13 protein-coding genes and 1 tRNA gene are annotated in these 18,452 nt (G+C 44.3%); 6 read left to right on the top strand and 8 right to left on the bottom strand.

What is annotated here, in order from left to right; all coding sequences use genetic code 11:
- Positions 1–9: 9 nt before the first annotated feature.
- On the bottom strand, positions 10–2,178 hold the full coding sequence (locus tag AELLOGFF_RS15115) for a TolC family outer membrane protein (RefSeq protein ID WP_159269746.1): 2,169 nt from the start codon (positions 2,176–2,178) through the stop codon (positions 10–12).
- A gap of 453 nt (positions 2,179–2,631) precedes the next feature.
- On the opposite strand from AELLOGFF_RS15115, the gene AELLOGFF_RS15110 reads away from it, so the two are divergent.
- The 4 genes from AELLOGFF_RS15110 (at position 2,632) to AELLOGFF_RS15095 (ending at position 10,147) form a co-directional block, all read left to right on the top strand.
- The gene (locus tag AELLOGFF_RS15110; protein ID WP_159269745.1) at positions 2,632–4,680 is read left to right on the top strand and encodes an NADPH-dependent 2,4-dienoyl-CoA reductase; all 2,049 of its coding nucleotides are present in this window, start codon (positions 2,632–2,634) and stop codon (positions 4,678–4,680) included.
- A 199-nt stretch (positions 4,681–4,879) separates the two neighbouring features.
- The gene (locus tag AELLOGFF_RS15105) at positions 4,880–7,798 is read left to right on the top strand and encodes a non-ribosomal peptide synthetase (protein ID WP_159269744.1); all 2,919 of its coding nucleotides are present in this window, start codon (positions 4,880–4,882) and stop codon (positions 7,796–7,798) included.
- Positions 7,798–8,919, top strand: a complete 1,122-nt coding sequence (locus AELLOGFF_RS15100; protein ID WP_159269743.1) for a hypothetical protein — start codon at positions 7,798–7,800, stop codon at positions 8,917–8,919. The genes AELLOGFF_RS15105 and AELLOGFF_RS15100 overlap by 1 nt, the downstream gene beginning before the upstream one ends.
- On the top strand, positions 8,912–10,147 hold the full coding sequence (locus AELLOGFF_RS15095; RefSeq protein WP_159269742.1) for a cytochrome P450: 1,236 nt from the start codon (positions 8,912–8,914) through the stop codon (positions 10,145–10,147). Before AELLOGFF_RS15100 ends, AELLOGFF_RS15095 begins: the two co-directional genes overlap by 8 nt.
- 216 nt (positions 10,148–10,363) lie before the next feature.
- Here the strand turns inward: AELLOGFF_RS15095 and AELLOGFF_RS15090 are convergent, their stop codons facing one another.
- The 7 genes from AELLOGFF_RS15090 to AELLOGFF_RS15060 form a co-directional block, all read right to left on the bottom strand.
- Complete coding sequence (locus AELLOGFF_RS15090) at positions 10,364–10,534, bottom strand: hypothetical protein (RefSeq protein WP_159269741.1); 171 nt, start codon at positions 10,532–10,534, stop codon at positions 10,364–10,366.
- 770 nt (positions 10,535–11,304) lie between these two features.
- A tRNA-Arg gene (locus AELLOGFF_RS15085) sits at positions 11,305–11,381 on the bottom strand.
- 189 nt (positions 11,382–11,570) lie between these two features.
- Positions 11,571–11,861: a hypothetical protein gene (locus tag AELLOGFF_RS15080; RefSeq protein WP_159269740.1), complete on the bottom strand. Its 291-nt coding sequence runs from the start codon at positions 11,859–11,861 to the stop codon at positions 11,571–11,573.
- Between the two features lie 124 nt (positions 11,862–11,985).
- Complete coding sequence (locus AELLOGFF_RS15075) at positions 11,986–13,770, bottom strand: hypothetical protein (protein ID WP_159269739.1); 1,785 nt, start codon at positions 13,768–13,770, stop codon at positions 11,986–11,988.
- On the bottom strand, positions 13,770–14,249 hold the full coding sequence (locus AELLOGFF_RS15070) for a hypothetical protein (protein ID WP_159269738.1): 480 nt from the start codon (positions 14,247–14,249) through the stop codon (positions 13,770–13,772). The genes AELLOGFF_RS15075 and AELLOGFF_RS15070 overlap by 1 nt, the downstream gene beginning before the upstream one ends.
- Positions 14,249–15,418 carry a dsDNA nuclease domain-containing protein gene (locus tag AELLOGFF_RS15065; protein ID WP_159269737.1) on the bottom strand — a complete coding sequence of 390 codons (1,170 nt, stop codon included), beginning with the start codon at positions 15,416–15,418 and terminating at the stop codon, positions 14,249–14,251. The genes AELLOGFF_RS15070 and AELLOGFF_RS15065 overlap by 1 nt, the downstream gene beginning before the upstream one ends.
- A gap of 602 nt (positions 15,419–16,020) precedes the next feature.
- The gene (locus AELLOGFF_RS15060) at positions 16,021–16,251 is read right to left on the bottom strand and encodes a helix-turn-helix domain-containing protein (protein WP_200842745.1); all 231 of its coding nucleotides are present in this window, start codon (positions 16,249–16,251) and stop codon (positions 16,021–16,023) included.
- A 393-nt stretch (positions 16,252–16,644) separates the two neighbouring features.
- Between AELLOGFF_RS15060 and AELLOGFF_RS15055 the strand changes: the two genes are divergently transcribed.
- Positions 16,645–17,856: a site-specific integrase gene (locus AELLOGFF_RS15055; protein WP_159269734.1), complete on the top strand. Its 1,212-nt coding sequence runs from the start codon at positions 16,645–16,647 to the stop codon at positions 17,854–17,856.
- Positions 17,857–17,861: 5 nt separating this feature from the next.
- The gene (locus AELLOGFF_RS15050; protein ID WP_159269733.1) at positions 17,862–18,449 is read left to right on the top strand and encodes a hypothetical protein; all 588 of its coding nucleotides are present in this window, start codon (positions 17,862–17,864) and stop codon (positions 18,447–18,449) included.
- Positions 18,450–18,452: the final 3 nt, after the last annotated feature.

Here is an 18,452-nt window from a genome sequence, read left to right as displayed (position 1 = left end):
ATTCCACGCTCAGCGAGTTTGGAATGTAAACTCTCCACGGCGATTAATTGCCTGACCACTTTTTGTCGCGTTATCGGCCAGTGGGTTACTTTCGCCGCCCGCATAAATTTGTATTCGTGAGGCTGAAATACCCGCATTAACTAGCATAGAACGTGTTGCAGTAGCGCGGCGCAACGATAATTTAAAGTTATAAGCATCGGAGCCTAGACTGTCAGTATAGGTGCTGATTGTTACTTTAGTAGTGGGTTGCTTCTTAAGCGCAGTAATAATTCGGCCAACCACACCGCTAGATTCCGGAGTTAAGACGCTTTGGTCAAACAAGTAATTTACATAGTAGGCTTTAGTGAAATCGATAGCCTGGCCAGAACGCACAGAAATAGTAACGGTTGCTGTATCTGTTACCTCTCCGTCACTTGCAACATAAGTAAAGGTATCAATGCCCTCAAAGCCTTCAGCCGCCCTATAAATTAAATTATCATCGGAGTTATAAGCTAAGCTGCCGACTCTTGGTTGAGTATAGGCTTTAAATAGCAATGTACGATCTTTTCCAGCAACATCGTTACCAAGTAAGCTCGCATGACTTATTTCAACAACACCGCCTTCATCTAAAATTAAACGGTCATCAACCGCCTTTAGCCCCACATCGATCGCACTCGCCACTGCGGGCTCAGGAGCGGCTATTGGCGCCTTTATTTCACACCCACGCTGGTCAACCCTAACGAGACTTAGGGTATTATCGCAGTGATCTTGCCTGTCTAACTCCTCATCCTGATCCCTATCCCAATCTAAGGGCATTTTATCTTTGCCTTTAGCATGAACCTTTGCCACCACTAGATTGTCATCTTCAATAACCGGGTTGAGGCCAAGCCCTTGAAACAATCTACCGCTACCTTCAAGAATACGGTAACGCGCCGTTAGTGCATCAAAATAAGCAGTTGCATAACTATTCTGAGCGGCTATCAGCTCATTTTTAGCATCAAGTAAATCAATTAAATCACGCTGACCAATAAAGAACTCTTCTTGGTAAGACACCATGGTTTTCTGTGACTGAATAACATGCTGTTGCAGATATTTAAGCTGATCATGCAGGTATTTATCGCCCATCCACGCTAAACGTAGTGCATTAATAATCTGCCGGCGTACCCGCCCAAAATACTGTTGATGCTCATGAACCTTACTGATCTTCTGATACTTTTCTGCGCGGTCGGCACCGCCATTATAAAAATTGTAGGTTAGCGTTAGCACAACGCTTGATTCCTCAGTATCACCGGGAATACCGTTTAAGTCTTGCCCAACCTCCTGAGCCAAGGTCAGATCCAGCTTAGGATAATATTTACTATTGCTGCGCTTTTGGTCAAATATCGACTCTTCGATATTTGATTTGGCCACCTTTAAGGCTGGGTGTTGAATTAACGCCGCATCCGTCAAGGCATCTAAGTTTTCACTCAAACGCTCGGGCATAGCCGGCTCAGAAAATTCCTCTGGCACCACATAGCGACCAAGTAATTGATGAGCCTCGGTCAACGCATCTTCTAAGTTGTTCCGCTGCGCCAACAATCCAGCTCTGGCTTGCGCCACCCGCCCCTCGGTCTGCTCAAGCTGCGATCGCCGCCCCGCACCAGATTGGCTACGCTTAGTAATCTTAACTAAAGTTTCTTCATGCGAACGGAGGTTTTCTTGCGCAAGAACTAACAAGCGATGCTGCTTTAAAACTTCGATATAAGCTTGAACAGCATCTAAGGCGACATTATCAGCGGTATCATAAAGATTAAACAAAGCTGCTACGGCCCCAGCATCTGCCTGTTTAGTACCATTGCGGGTATCAAAACCATTAAAAATATTTTGGGTTATAGATAGCTCAGCTTGGGCGCTGTCATAATCTGTCTTTTGCTGCCCTTGAGACCCTACGACCGTTGGCGACTCACCCTCGTAGCGGCCTGCCGTTGCCAGTAAGTCCACGCTAGGGCGCCAACCACTTCTGGCAATGGCCTGATCTTGTTGAGCCTGACGAAAAATATGTACCTGTTCTAACACTAATGGATTGGCACTAATCGCGTCGGCCACATAGTCAGACAGGCTCATAGGTGCAGCTTGCGCTGCCGCAATACCAAAGCCCAAAATTACCGCCACACTACGACTAGCCAATTTAGGCAATGTGCTAATTTTAATTCCTTTCATGTAGTGAGCCACTTATCCAATTCATTAATAAACCTACAACGGTCTTATTCCGTTAATAGGGTATACGCCAAAGCAAGGCAAAACCGTTACAAAAACAACAATTTCTGACCACAAAGGCTCTTAAACTCTTATCTTCAATTTTATGGCTGCAAAGTGCAATTATTAATCAACAAATCACAAAAATTTAAGACAAACTTCTCGAACCTTTCATATTGAGGTGTTTTAAATGCGTAAGTAACACGCATTTTTACGTATATGATGAGAAAACATAGGAATAGCCCAAGGCCCATATTCTCTATTTCAAACATTACACCATACAGTAACAGCGCATGAAGCTGTCGCAACCAAAAGCACACAAACCTACTCAGCAAGCCGCCTTTCAAGCCTATAAAACATTGACACCCCTCGAACAAATCACTAACTTGACGACGTCTAGATTTGAGAGCCCCTGCCATGAGTAGCAAAAACGCACATTACCCCCAGCTTTTTACCCCCCTTGACTTAGGCTTCATCAAGCTTAAAAACCGGGTCGTCATGGGCTCTATGCACACCGGCTTAGAAGACCGGTTCTGGCAGTTTCCGAAAATGGCCGCGTATTTTGCAGAGCGCGCCAAGGGCGGCGTTGGCCTAATGATTACCGGCGGCTATAGCCCTAACCGCACGGGTTCGCTGTATCCCGGTGCGAGCACGTTTAACTCGCGCCTAGATGTACACAACCACCGCAAGGTGACTCAAGCCGTACATGCGGAAGGCGGCAAAATTTGCCTACAAATTCTGCACGCCGGTCGCTACTCCTACCACCCCTTGTCGAGAACGGCATCTACCAGCAAAGCGCCAATCAACCCCTTTAAAGCCCGCGCATTTAGCACCCGTGGCGTCGCCAGCACCGTCAAAGACTTTGCTCACACCGCTTGGCTAGCGCAAAAAGCGGGATATGATGGCGTCGAAATAATGGGCAGCGAAGGTTACTTAATTAATCAATTTTTAGCTCCCGCCACCAACAAACGCAAAGATCGCTACGGCGGCAGCCCTGAGAATCGCCGCCGCTTTGCGGTTGAAATTGTGGCCGCCGCCCGCAAAAAAGTCGGCCCCAAGTTTATTATTATTTTTCGTCAATCCATGCTCGATTTAGTGCCCAATGGCTGTACCCGAGAAGAGATAATCGATCTTGCACAAGAAATTGAAGCCGCTGGCGCGACCTTAATTAACACTGGCATTGGCTGGCATGAAGCGCGGGTACCCACTATTGTCACGTCAGTACCCCGGGCCGCGTTCAGCGAAGCCACCGCCGCCGTCAAGAAAGTCGTCAGTATTCCTGTTATCGCCTCTAACCGCATAAATATGCCCGACGTGGCCGAAAACATTTTGGCCAGCGGCCAAGCCGATATGGTATCAATGGCGAGACCAATGCTGGCGGACTCAGAGTGGGTAATCAAAGCCGCTGACAACCGCAGCGACGAGATCAACACCTGTATCGCCTGTAATCAAGCCTGCCTAGACCACACCTTTCAATTAAAACGGGCAAGCTGCCTAGTCAACCCCCGCGCCTGCCATGAAACAGAGTTGGTGTTTAAGCCCGCGCCAAAAACCAAGAAAATTGCGATTGTTGGCGCCGGCCCCGCCGGGCTGTCGTGTGCCACCGCTGCCGCTGAATGCGGCCACGAGGTACATTTATTTGATCAGGCTGATAAAATCGGTGGCCAGTTCAATCTGGCTAAAACCATTCCCGGTAAAGAGGAGTTCAATGAAACCCTACGCTATTACGGCAAGCGCATTGAACTGTCGGGAGTGAAACTAAAACTCCAGCACCGCATAGAAGAATCAGAGCTGAGCCGCGGCGGCTATGACGACGTGGTTATCGCCACCGGCGTTAGCCCACGCGCCTTGAATATACTTGGCATCGACCATCACAAAGTGGTGTCGTATATCGATGTTTTAAAAGGCAATGTCACTATTGGCCAGCGCGTGGCACTGATCGGCGCCGGCGGCATTGGCTTTGATGTGGCCGAATACTTGGCCCACGATCACAGCGTGGAGCTACCGCAAAACCTAGCCAGTTGGTCAGCGGAGTGGGGCATTGATCAAAACAGTACAGCGCGGGGCGGTCTCGTTGCCGGCAAGCCAGAGCCATCGCAACGAGAAATATTTTTACTGCAACGCAAAGCTAGCGCCCTGGGTAAAGACCTTGGCAAAACCTCTGGCTGGGTACATCGCGCCACGTTAAAGAATAAAGGTGTCGAGATGCTCCCAGGCTGCAGCTATGACCACATCGATGACAGCGGCCTCCATATCACCCAGGATGGCAAACAGCGCGTCTTAGAAGTGGATCACATCGTCATTTGTGCAGGCCAAGAACCGCTACGCGAACTCTACCAGTCTGAAGTACAGCAGGGCACTGACGCCGGGCCGCGTTTCCACCTGATCGGCGGCGCCAATATCGCTGCGGAGCTGGACGCCAAGCGCGCCATACGCGAAGGCGCCGAACTGGCTGCGAGCTTGTAAAGCCCTAGCTAGACTCTTCCTCTCGGCGATTACCGTCGCCGATTTTCCTTAAGCGTCAATCAATACACACGCCCCACTTAACTTCGTCGCCCTGTGGTTACACTCACCACCCGCTATTTGATACACTTTCTAAGATTAAAGGGAAGCATTCTTAAAAGTACCTAAATGAACGACCGCATCAGAAAAAGTGGATACGCAAGTGCAAGGAGCTCTGAACGCCATATTGCAGGATGCATTTGATAAGTACCCAACAAATCCAGCAATAACAAGCGATAATAAGCCGACAATCAATTTCGCGGAATTACGTGAAATATTAACCGGCATACAGCAGTCACTAACTTCATCTGGCTATCAGCCAGGGGACCGTATTGCTGTTATTTTACCGCAAGGGCCTGAAAACGCGCTGACCTGCCTAGGCATAATGCAACATTATTGCTGCGTCCCACTAAACCCTGAATTAACATCATCCGAACTTAACTCAATTTTATCCAGTTTATCCTTGAGCGCCGTAGTGACTCAAAATGAGCTACTCCCTCATGTCATCGGCATTGCCAAGCAGCTTAATATTCCACAAATTAATATTGTAGAAAGCACTCAAGGACTTTCTGACATTCAGCTGAAGTGCCAACCCCGTAACAAACCTGAACCTTATTGTGGCGATAATACAAAACAGGCCACCTTACTTCTCCACACCTCAGGTTCAAGCTCTCAGCCCAAAGCAGTCCCCTTGTGCGAGACTCAACTAGTAGCATCCGTAGATTATCTATGCAAAAGCCTCAAACTTACCCAAGACGATCGCTGCTACAATAATTTACCGTTATTTCACATTGGCGGGCTCCTCGACATGTTACTTGCCCCTCTCTCTCAAGGCGGCAATGTCTATCTAGGCAACAACATGAGCAGCGCAGGTTTTATTAATAGCTTAAACACCTTTTTGCCTACTTGGTGGCAAGCTGTTCCCACCATGATCCATGATGTCTGTAGCCAGCTAAACTCCCCGCCCGAACACCATCTACGATTTTGTCGCTCAGTTTCTTCACCACTGCCCTCTGTACTACGCGAGAAATTGGAAAATCTATTCTCCATACCTGTTATTGAAATCTACGGCATGACTGAGACCGCAGGCGTCATTGCAAGCCAAGCGTTCACATCACAAAAAAATGGCTCAGTTGGGCAGTCGGCGGGTAGCGACATAATGATTACCGACGATCACGGCAACGCCGCAAAATCCATGCAAACTGGCGAAGTTCTCGTTCGCGGAAAGAATGTATTTAAAGGTTACGAAAACTCAGCAAATCAGACTGACGAATTTATCGGAGAGTGGTTTCGAACAGGCGACCTAGGCTACTCCGATAAGGACGGCGACCTTTTTTTATGCGGTCGCATTAAAGATATTATTAATCGTGGTGGCGAAAAAATTTCATCCCGACAAATTGACGAGGCCCTGCTAACACTGCCAGGCATTGAAGACGCAGCTTGCTTCGGAATACCCCACCCAACGCTGGGTGAGGATATTGCAGCCGCCCTAGTAATGAAAAAAGGCCCCTCACCAGACCATCAATTACTGCGCACACTTCTTCGCGAGCAACTTCCGCCATTCAAAGTTCCGCGTCATTTTTATATTTCTACGCAACTACCTCGGACCTCCGGTGGAAAGTTACAACGACAGCGCCTAAAAGAAATTCATAGCACACCCGCCGCGCCGTTAAACCAACAACCACTTCAAGCGACCACACCACTAGCAAAACTGCTAGCAAACCTATGGCAAGAAGCTCTGGAAATCCCTCACATTAATATTAATGACAATTTCTTTGATCTGGGCGGCGACTCGCTTAAAGCGGCAACATTCATGTCATTTCTATCAGAAAAACTTGAGCATGAGATTCCTCCTCTCGCATTATTTGACCACCCAACAATTGAATCTCTTGAAGCCTACCTATCCACACAAGATATCGACTCCACAGCAATTACCCACCCACTGGTCGTAAATGGCTTCCCAAAGCCAATGTATCAATCTTTCATGGGTTTTATGTCTGGATGGCGTGGAGAGAGAAGAAATTCAGACTCATTACTCGTCGGTCACAACACGCTTGGCAGTAAACCAGCTTTATTTTGGGGTAGCCAATCATTTGAAGAATTTTCTCTACCTGCAAAACATTTAGGGAGTGAACAACCTGTTTATGGCTTTCGCTCTCTCTATCAGGTTCCAAATAAAACTGATGCCCACTTAAAGCAACTGGCCGACGTTTTGACAAAAGAGATCCAACTTATTCAAAAAACAGGCCCCTATTTACTGGGAGGGTTTTGCGCTGGCGCAACACTGGCTTTTGAAATAGCTAAACGCCTTATAGCTAAAGGTGAGATTATTAGTCAGTTAATACTTATGGAGAAATTTATTGCTGAGCCCTATTCAGGTAGGGTTAGTTATTTCTTTTCCAATCACAGCAGAAACAGCCCTTACCTAAAATTTCACACACCTGAGGTAGCTTGGCCTCGCTATTACCAAGGCGAAGTATCATGCCATTGCTTTGACATACCACACACAAAGTTTTTACTTTCTGGCAATATTGAGAAAGTCAGTAAAGTAATGAAAAGTGAAATACAACTTGCACACAAAAATAAAACGTCACCAAAACGTATTTTAGAAAATAAATCTCTTCAAACTCGTGATATCACCAATGATGATTGCTGCGCTGAAATTTCGGCGGTCATACCACGCCGGCTTTCTCCAGGAAACCAATTCTCCACTACCATCGACATTCACAATACCGGAAAGAGCCACTGGGAATCATCAAGCATTAGCGGAATATATTTATATGCAAAATGGAGAAGTCGTCATAGCGAGAAAGTAAGGTACTGGAAAGCTGGTCGAGCAGCTTTACACAAAACCTTATTATCAGGTGACAAAGTCAGCATAAATATTAACATTTCAATCCCAAAAGAAATTAGACGTTGGCAGCTAGAGTTCGATCTTGCACAAGAAGGACTTTTTTACTTTAAAAACAAAGGCGCCACTCCTGCGATATTTCCTATCACTGTTTTTCCCACCCCAGCAGAAATCCTTATTCAATGGGCAGAAAAGATTAAGCTCCTCAACAAAACAAAGGATAAAAAATAATGCGTGTCTCCAATAACTCGCCCTTTTATCAACAACTCGCTACCGCTATCGATAACTGGGGGGGTATGCACAATGCTCACCTTCATTTAGATCGCGCGGGCACTATCGACGAACGCTATATCACCATAGCCCAGAATAGCATTCTAGAAAGTTCACACATTTCATTGCATAGAAAACATCACTTAATAAATCAGCTTCACGCCAGCCCAGCGTACGAACACAAGGATTTCTGTCATCGTATAAACAGCTTTCTTGATATCATGATCGCCTGTAACACCCGACGTGCCGACACCCTCGTAGACGTTACCGCCGACGGCATTGGTTTACGCGCACTTCAAATGATGCAAGAAATAAAGCAACAGCGAGCTCAAGAGATAGATCTAAGGATTGCGGCTTACTCTCCCTTTGGATTTCGAGATAGTGAACCTGAAATGTGGGATGTATTTGCCAAAGGCTCATCCCAGGCTGACTTTATTGCAGCCCTACCTGAAGCAGACGACACCTCAGAATACCCACAACACATTGGATTTGACGAACACTTACGACGCACACTGGAACTTGCAAAAGACAAAAACTGCATTATCCATATTCACACAGATCAACGAAACGAACCAAATGAAGATGGCACTGAGCGGTTAATAGAATCCGTCAGCAAATACGGTGCACCGATATCAACAACTGGAGAAAGCATGGTCTGGGCAGTCCATATGATTTCGCCCAGCACTTATGATGAAATACGATTCAATGACATGGTAGCAGGTCTAAAAGAAAATAATATTGGTGTAATTTGCTGCCCTTCTGCGGCAATTGGTATGCGGCAAATTCGATCTATTTCCACACCAACTTACAACAGCATCCCTCGCGTGTTGGAATTATTAGCGGCAGGAGTCCACATCAAGTTAGCATCAGATAATATTGCCGACATTTGCTCTCCCAGCACAACAGCAGACCTTGTTGATGAAGTTTTTATGCTCTCCGCCGCCATCCGTTATTATCATATCGACATACTCGCAAAACTTGCTGCCGGCATTAAAATCACGACCGAGGATCGCGAATCAATAGCTGCGCATTTAGCACAAAATAATCACGAAATTGACAAGATCACCTCACAGCATGATTAACAAAATTTGGCGTTCAATACGGTCGCAAAATACCACGACATTTTCACCAGAAAATTTTGATCCTTTTGCTCAGGATTTTATTGCCACCCCTTATCCAGTCATGGCAGAAATGATTCAGCAAGGCCCCTTCAGATGCCCTAATGGAAGCTGGATAATAAGCTCATATTCTGATGTTGCGCAATGTTTAGCCGAACCCACTCTCAGCAACACCCCTTCTCCTTATGCTGTGGTGAACTCCCGAAACAAAGAACGCTACCGCTGCGCGGACGTGGCTAACAAAATATTGCCGTACTTGGACGCCCCTTATCATACGGCACCCAGGAAAATACTAACCCAACAGTTTCACGGACAATGGCATACCAGTGAGTCCGCCATTAAAAACTCAATGCAAAAATATTTTCCCACATTACAATGCCACCGCCACGGAGACATACTCAGCGATTTTGCCACACCCGTATGTGTAGAAGTAATATTAAAGACCTTGGGGTTTTCAAACCCAACTGAAGCCGATATAAGCCAAATTAAATCTTGGTCTGAATGGTTTTTTTATTTATTTTCAATTATTCCAAATGAAACAACGCGCAAAGAATTAGACGCACAACTTGCAGCATTTCATCATTATTGTAAATCCGAAATTATTAATGCTAGAAAAAAGAATGGCTTCATAGCAACGCTTCTTTCGAACGAAGGGGATATCAAGCAGTTTCCAATCGAAATACTCACTGAAAACTGTATGCTGCTGATCGCTGATGCCTGCAATGCCGACTACGCTATCGCCAACGCGGTAAACCTCTACCTGCAATACCCTAAATTTAGTCAAGGCCTAAGCAGCCCCGACATACACCTGAACAAAGCTGCTGATGAAATACTGAGATTTGACTCGCCCTCACTTTTCATCGCACGCCGCACACTCTCAGAACTCAAGATAGGGGATCATTGTATTCCGGCAAATCAAGGAGTTTTACTCATGCTCGCTGCAGCTAATCGTGATCCACGTGTTTTCGATAATCCACAGCACTTAGACATTACGAGACAACATAATCCATATCTGAGCTTCGGAAAAGGCGAGCATAGCTGCATTGGCAGAAAACTCGTTAGAACATTAATAAGTGAGACTCTTGCAACCTTACTGGCTTGTAACGCCAAAATCACATTAACAGCCCCCCCTCAATGGGATCTAAGAGCTGGCCATCGCTGGCTAAAATCTCTTCCTGTCAAATTCAGGTAGTAATCCGCACAATGGTAAAGACTAACATCAAGTTTTAAAAACACGTCACCAACGGCACTAAATGCATAATTGCACTTTTGCCAAATGGGATGCTCACTGCGCAGAATACTATTTAACCGGCTTGAATTAATATTGCATGTACAGCTGAAGATCTGACATATTCTTCTTCTGCAGAACGCAAGTATTGATCCTGAGTTAGCTATTTGATTCACGGCTTTAGACTTTGATCTTATGTTTTTCAACAAACTCAGCCACAGCTTTCATATCCCCAAAAGTACTCAACAGTCTTTCAGAGGCACGACCTTTGACAGCATTATCTTCACTCGACATAAGCAAGCTAATCCAGGTACTGACGAGCGCAACTGGTGGTTCCTTTTTTGTACTCACAACGCGTTAATATTCCTATTGATTAAATGACTTATTGGCCCTATCCAGCCCAATGACATTATGACCGATTCAACTGCGAGCAACAATTCTGACAATGATAAATCCACAGCTTAGATCACTTAATAAAAATCTTCAGGAAAGCTCAATATGCTGTAAAGCTCGCGGGGCAAGTTAAACCTCTCAGCCACTTTCACTGAGGTCGGCATTACCATCCATGCCAAATGCTCACCGCTTGGCTTAATCCTTTCATCACGCTCCCAGCAATTATAAATAGGCCAATACCAATGCCGGATGAGGGTCAGCTGTATCAACTGCAATCACTTCGAAATACTTAACAATACTGAACTCATCAATAGTTGAATTTTTTCCACGCTACTCTCCGTTTCTGATTCTTCGAGCCAACGTCTCCTACTAGCGCACACCCTGCAAATTAGAATGCACCTAAACTTTCCGTCATCAAATTTTTCTTGGCAGCCTGTATGTCAATGGGTAACTAAAAGCGTGGAACAGACCTAAGACACAACATTCGATATACCTGACTCACACAAATAGCACTACTTCAAAGGTTTGACTTCTCTATAAGGCCACGACAAACCTATGGCTTAAAAACCTTGAGACTTATCGACTACGAATATAGGTACATTGTGGATTGGAGGCGAGGCGGAGTAATTAAAATGTCCCAAGAGAGCAATTTTAAGACTTCAGAGATGCCACCACCGCAAGACAAACATTATAACTGATTGTTTTTATTATACTTTAAGGGGAATCACTGGTGCGCCCGAGAGGATTCGAACCTCTGACCTCCGCCTCCGGAGGGCGGCGCTCTATCCAGCTGAGCTACGGGCGCAAAATGGGTACTTCACAAAGCGCGACACTATAACAGAAGGGGTTTCCCTCCTCAATGTACAGCAGCCAATTACCGGCCAATATCGATCAAAATCCCATCTGTGACCAAAACGTGACCATTTTGTGACCAAGCCGAATTTCAAGCATACGAAAAGTCCAAATTTTGGACCGCTGCCCTAGGTGACCAAATTTAAGGACTACAGAATCTTTGGACTGTGCCGGAATCAAGCTCGCCTGATAGTTTCTTGGCTATTGAGGGCATTATTGCAGGGTTTAAGGTATCAAGCCGCAGATTAACTATCTCTCCTTCAAGTTGTTCATCCTGAATTCCAAACATTGGAATATTGATGAACTCCTCTATCCCTCTAAAAGTATCAAGTAAGCTATCGAATGCGCTATTCCGGTCAAGCCGTTCTAAAAAGCCCTCAATCCCATTTTTGTGGTCATGTATAGTTTCCTCGATTAAATTTGAGGCTTCCAATCTACACAATTTATACAAGGCATCCATCCTCATTCGAGGTTAAGTTGGGGCACAATAGATCATCTTTCGGCCAATATGCGGACATAAAGAAGCCCTGAATAATTTTTACTCTGACTCCGATCTCTCAATCCACGCGAACTTGACCCAAGTACATATTATCAGCGCCAATAGCAAAACCCGGGCGCCAGCATTTATCCTTGTCGTCACCATCATACAAATAGGAAGTTGCCGAGAAAATAAACTGCACATGCTTATAAGTGGCAGAAAGTACCTTTAATTCTTTAATATACTTATCAAAGTCCTCATTCTCTAACTCATGCTGCTTAGGAGTATCTAGAATTAAAAAACCGGGAAACGGCAGTTTTTCAACTAAAATCAACTCAATCAATGCGGCATGAAATGCCAACACCATTCTAGTTAATGTCGCGCCACCAAATTGTGAAAGTTTTTCCTCACCAATCAGCAATTTAAAGTCTTTATCAACCGATGCTGAACCATAGGTGTTTCTTGTTCCGATTATTTCAAGCCACCTATCAATATATCCCTCCAATTGCCGCCTCCTTTTCTCAAGAAGGATATTTTTCTCACCACCACTAGGCTTAAGGTCTGAAATACTATCCAAAACCTCATTTCTTTCCGACTCAAGCTTTATAATTGATTCTGAAATTTCATCATATTTTTCTCTTCGACCCTTAAGCAAATTAATATCAACAAGCCTGGAAGAAAGCTCTTTTGCCAAAGCTGCAATTTGATCAATGCCTTTTTTCTCTGTCACGTCTGATAACAATTCTTTATCACGTTTAATATCAACCTCTAAACGACTTATTTCAAAAGAAATATCCTCACCTTCTTCAGACAAAAGCTTATAGGTAGACTCCATGTTCTTTATTTGATCCTTTAAATACAATAACTCCTTGCCATAACCTTTAGTTTCTTCCGCAAAAATCCCGCAATTATTATTTTGACAGATATCCATACTCTTCCTAAATGCACTAGCAGCCTCCTCATTTAGCGAAAGCGTAAAAATCTCTCCTGATATCTCTTCACGTATCCTTTCATTACTTAACTTCCTGGAATTTATCTTTCTACTCTCTCGAACCAACCCGGAAAGAACCTCACTTTTGCGATTTATTGCAACTCTCAAATTCTTCAGTCCAAAATCCTCATCTTTATCCTGGCTTCTCAAAGTCTCTATCCGAGTCTTTAAATCTTCCTCTTCTTGCATCAATTCATCAACATTCGCCAGCTCTATTTCCTTTGTTGAAAGCTGGGCCTGAACACCTCGCAACGATACTAATCTTTCGTTAATAGCCTCAGAGCGCGTCTGATAGATTTTCAAGATTTTATTTTTACCGAATGGATTCTTAGCACTTATCCCTAGCGCTATCCTCATCATCTCTGAGGACTGATCCTTAATAAAGGAACCTTTTAACGGCTTATAAAGATCGTTATAACCACTCAGCTGATTTAATACAAATAATGGAAAGAATGTATTTATATAGACCGACGCCTGCTTCGACTGAGTAGTGCTCAAAACAGGCATTTTATAACCAATTTTTTCGAATAAAAAGCCTGAAAAATCCTTTTCATTGTCGAATAATTGATTCAGATAATATGCACCATCCATTTCTTCATACACATATATCTTAAATGTATCTGAAAGAAGTCTTTCGAAGAGAAATCTACTGCCTAACAAACCAACTTCAAGTCTCGCTGAATGACACTTTTCAACAATATCATTTCTAAATTCATGATGATAACCAAGAGCATATGAAACAGCCGAAATAACAGGAGTTTTTCCTGACCCAGTCTTGGCATATAGCTGAGTTATTCCCTTTCCAAACTCAAGCTGACCAGAACCCCACCCAAATGGACCGGAAGGAGTTATTTCCAAAGTTAATAACTCCATCAGAACCCCATTTCTATATTATTTTCTTTTTTCAGAAGATTGTGATTTCTTTGTAATTTTGAAATCACATAAGAAAGATCTGAATTTTCAAGGACAACGCTATCTACTAACTTTCGCCCCTTTTTTGTTGCAACTATATTTTTATCAGAGGCCTCACTAATCTCAATCAATCCAGAGTCCTCCAAGAAGCACAACGCAGCAATCGTTCGAACACGAAGATTTGATGACCACCCCAATAACTGGGCAGAACCTTTAAACCCAGGAAGTGTTCTTTCAAAACATTCACCAATCACCTGGCCTACTTCAGGAGTAGTAAATTTACCTTTGATTTTGCAGAGAGATAAAATAGAAATAGCCAATAGTGGTATATGAAACAAGGCATCATTGGATAATGGCTTATACAGCTTCATATCGTCAGGCAAAGAATCAAAGTTAGGCCTTAGCTCTTCAGCCTGCCTAAAAAACTCATCATAGTCCATTACAACTCCAACCTAACTATAGAGGCCATTACCCCACCAAATAATATTTCTCGAGTGATTTCTCGATTTTTATAATCTTGATTCAGCACGTTAAATATTTCTTCAATCTCTACTTGTAGTTGAGGAAATGGCGCCGCGCTACGCTTTAATACCCCAATAGTCCTTTGGAGCCTATCCATTAAAAAATTGGTATCTAGCGGCGACAGATCATGCCTATTTACTCTAAGCCAGTCATCCCAATTGCTTTTAGCTTCACAACAGTAAACTATACTTTCATTAGAGCAGCCCCAATCACCGAGCACTCGCTGGAGAATAGAAGTATTTCTAATAGCTTTTTTATCCCCCCCCGCAGCCAAAGTTTTGTATGCGGCTTTAGAAATACTTAAAATACTTAATAAATCATCAAGCTTAATGCCGGCCAATTTATTCAATTCATCTACAGTAATCTTCTCATGTATACGACCGACCGATTTTGACCGAACCAACTCAATCAAAGATTTTGCAATGCCCTCCTTTTCTTTTTCACTCAATGGAACTTCGCTGTACTGGTAAATCCGTTTTCCCGCAAATAACTCGAAGTTACCATCGTCTTCATTTAAGTATGTACAAGCTGGTCGCAAGCGCAGTAATGACAAAAACTTTTCAACACAAAAACAAGTCACATGAGAATCGAAAACTCCGTCACAAAAATGTTCAATAAATGCATGCCTTATGTTCTTATACAGGGTCATTTCTCGATAACTGATATCACCCTTGGAAATCAGCTCGCAAAGAGTTTCAATCTGGTCATGAAAATGGACATTGGTCTCCAGAATGATATCCTCACACTGATCACCAAAATTTCGGACATGTTCTAACATCTTCACACCGAAACTATTCTTTACAGCGTCGAAGTTTATTTTGCCCCTAAGGGGAGTTCCAAAGAGATCCAGTGGTTTCCACTGGTGGTTACGTTTAACTTTGTACTTGACTTGAGAGAATCTAAATTGCTGATCAGTGGCTGAAACCAATTTAACTACATAGTCATCATGGTAATCACAATAGACAACAGAAACTTCACCGCCATCAAGAATTTCCAGCGCTGCATACCCAGCCGCTTTAAATTGTGCACTAAAAGCAGTAATGGCATCTCTACCAGCTTGTTCTCTAGGTGGTATTTTTTCTAGCATATCCCTTGCCGAATATAGAGTAGTTATTATTTCAATTAAATCAGAGAGCTATTTACTTCGGTATGATTATATACAATATCGCTTACTATCGCATATAAGCAGAACAACTAACCGACCAACCCTTCAAAACTCACTATCTATACAGAAGCACACTTTCACTACCACCCAATCATAACTATATTTATGTACAGTATGTAGAGGGTTTTTTAAATGTGAAGAGGGTCGATGAATGAATAGGGATTCTCGAGTAATTTGGAAAGGCATTAATCTGTCTTGCCTTTAATTTAGGCCATGGGTTCAATCTCATTTTCTGCTTTAGTATAAAGCTCAGTTTACAGATTTACCCGAGATTTCTGGGGACAGTTTACTTAATTAACGCCCCCTTTGGGTCGATACCAGTCTAGCGCAGAATTCAAACGTATGACGGCTATTGTGACGCTAGAGCCAGACACTTACAGGACTATGAAAATATCCCCGAGCTACAATTACCAACAAACTATCATGTTCAGGAGAAATATCTATATCTAATAATTAACTCCAATAGAACGACATTTTTATAACGCAACTTGTTATCAGCCAAATTTAGTTTATATCGCGGCAATTCAAAGCGTTGATTTTCCATTCCCAGCTTCTGATCTGGTCGGAACATGCTCAACCAACTCTTCAATCCTGCAGGCAAAAAAATCACACAATCTATCTAGATTCTCGGTTCCGCTATTGTAGCCCCGCTGATTGATCATCTTCGAAAGGGTCATTCGGTGTATACCCGCAGCCTCCGCAACCTCGGCGATTGTAATTCGCCGGTTTTCGTCAAACTCCTTCTTCGCAATCATTTCTTTAATCTTAAACCGCAGCATTAAAGCATCGCTCACTCAATATTTTAATCACATGATACGCAAAACCATCAAAAATTGCTTGCACTGAATCGCAATTGATGTATTCTGCCATCTAACGATGCATAAACGCATCACAAGATAAGTTTAAGAGGCTTAAATATGAGCAACACATATCTAACTACGGAAGAATTGTCCGGAAAAATTAAATACGACGCGCGAACTATTCGGACTCGCCTTAAGGATTCAGTTCTTCTTGAGGGCATCCACTACATTCGCCCGTTCGGCGGCAGAAAGATTCTTTACATATGGGAGCGGATCGAAAAGGACATGGCGTCGCCAGTTCATCTCGACTCCCTCATCGCTGGTCTTCAGTAGAGGAGGTAAAATCACATGGCATCTATAGGTGTTAGATCAAACCGTATCTATATCGATTTCCGCTACAAGAATGTTCGTTGTCGTGAACAAACAAAGCTCACTGACACACCGTCAAACCAAAAACGCGCAAAGCAAATCCTCGACCGTATTGAGGCCGAGATCACACTCGACACATTCGACTACGCGCGCTACTTCCCCAAATCAAATCGGGTTGCGGAGTTTCAGAATCACTCACTACGCATTAACCAGCTAAATTCGGATACACCAACTTTTGCAGAATTCTCTGCGACCTGGTTTTCTGAAGCGGAAGTTAGCTGGCGTGACAGCCACAAAGACAATGTCGCCTTAACTTTGCGCAAGTACCTTTGTCCGGCTTTTGGTGACATGCCACTAGATCAAATCACCAAGGCGCAACTGCTCGCCTTTCGCGCAAACCTCACCAAAACTCCACGTAAAAATGGTAGCACGGGGTTATCTCCCGCCCGAATTAATAAAATTATGATGCCCTTACGGCAGGTGTTAAGTGAAGGCGCCGAGCGCTACGAATACCCGTCACCTTTCCGCGGCATTAAGGCCCTCAAAATACAAAAATCCCATATCGAGCCGTTTTCGTTCGACGACGTGCATCGCATCCTCACCACAGTTCGAGCAGATTTTAAGAACTACTACACCACACGTTTCTTTACTGGCATGCGTACCGGCGAAATTGACGGGCTAATGTGGAAGTACGTGGACTTTGAGCGCAGGGAGATTCTCATTCGAGAAACCTGGGTAATGGGAAAAATGGAATACACCAAGAACGACGGCTCACAGCGCGAAATCCAAATGTCACAACCTGTTTATGATGCGCTCCTCGCGCAACGTAACGCCACTGGCGAATACGCCTACGTCTTTTGCAATCGACTCGGCACACCACTTTCCCACAACAACATCACTCGAAGGGTCTGGTACCCATTGCTGCGATACCTCGGATTAAACAAACGCCGCCCTTATCAAACCCGTCACACCGCCGCGACCTTATGGCTGGCTGCTGGTGAATCACCAGAATGGATCGCTCGGCAAATGGGGCATACCTCCACCGAGATGCTATTCAAGGTCTATTCGCGTTATGTACCAAATTTAACTCGCCAAGATGGCTCTGCGTTTGAGCGATTGCTCGGCGCCCAATTTCCTACCGCGCGCTCATCAGAAGACGACAATCATTTGCTAAACGAAACAGAGAGGTAAGCACTATGTATAGCCCGATCAACCCCAAAGTCGAAGCGCTTGCCTTTATGTTAGCGCAACATTTTCAGTCACCATTTCCTGACGGCTTGGTTATGCGTCTTGGTGAGGGCTGGGAAGGAAACAACATTGAAGCGATCAGCTCATGGCGCAGAGCCCATGAAGAGATGACGGGCGGGAGACTTTTCATCGATGAAAGTACGTGTGACGCCCATCTAGAAAAAAGCGTCACTGATACCATTGAGGAAACCGCCAACCGACTAAGCCAACACCTTCAGGACCAAGTTGAGCAGATATGGAACAGGCAGCGCTGCCCATTTCCTTCACCTCAGCCATTTATGCCGCCTGTGAAACTAACACAGACGGAATGCATAAAGATGGCGCATGCACTTCTGGAGATTCTTGCAGGAGGATTACCACTAACGACTCTTGAACATCATTGCTTAATCTCGCTACCGGGAGAAGGAGATGCCAGTCACCGCCTTGCGCATTGGATCGATGAACAGGCAGCACAATACGTATACCACCCGTCTGAACTTACCTTGCCACTGGCACATGATCTTGTTTCATCGCTATTTAACGATTTCTACCCGTAGCGC

The organism is Zhongshania aliphaticivorans (assembly GCF_902705875.1).
Taxonomy (GTDB): Bacteria; Pseudomonadota; Gammaproteobacteria; order Pseudomonadales; family Spongiibacteraceae; genus Spongiibacter; species Spongiibacter aliphaticivorans_A.
This window is presented reverse-complemented; position numbering and strand designations above follow the sequence as displayed.

Coding starts and splice junctions, on each gene's coding strand:
- AELLOGFF_RS15115 (WP_159269746.1), bottom strand. CDS start 2,178: ATGAAAGGAATTAAAATTAGCACATTGCCTAAATTGGCTAGTCGTAGT.
- AELLOGFF_RS15110 (WP_159269745.1), top strand. CDS start 2,632: ATGAGTAGCAAAAACGCACATTACCCCCAGCTTTTTACCCCCCTTGAC.
- AELLOGFF_RS15100 (WP_159269743.1), top strand. CDS start 7,798: ATGCGTGTCTCCAATAACTCGCCCTTTTATCAACAACTCGCTACCGCT.
- AELLOGFF_RS15095 (WP_159269742.1), top strand. CDS start 8,912: ATGATTAACAAAATTTGGCGTTCAATACGGTCGCAAAATACCACGACA.
- AELLOGFF_RS15075 (WP_159269739.1), bottom strand. CDS start 13,770: ATGGAGTTATTAACTTTGGAAATAACTCCTTCCGGTCCATTTGGGTGG.
- AELLOGFF_RS15070 (WP_159269738.1), bottom strand. CDS start 14,249: ATGGACTATGATGAGTTTTTTAGGCAGGCTGAAGAGCTAAGGCCTAAC.
- AELLOGFF_RS15065 (WP_159269737.1), bottom strand. CDS start 15,418: ATGCTAGAAAAAATACCACCTAGAGAACAAGCTGGTAGAGATGCCATT.
- AELLOGFF_RS15060 (WP_200842745.1), bottom strand. CDS start 16,251: ATGATTGCGAAGAAGGAGTTTGACGAAAACCGGCGAATTACAATCGCC.
- AELLOGFF_RS15055 (WP_159269734.1), top strand. CDS start 16,645: ATGGCATCTATAGGTGTTAGATCAAACCGTATCTATATCGATTTCCGC.
- AELLOGFF_RS15050 (WP_159269733.1), top strand. CDS start 17,862: ATGTATAGCCCGATCAACCCCAAAGTCGAAGCGCTTGCCTTTATGTTA.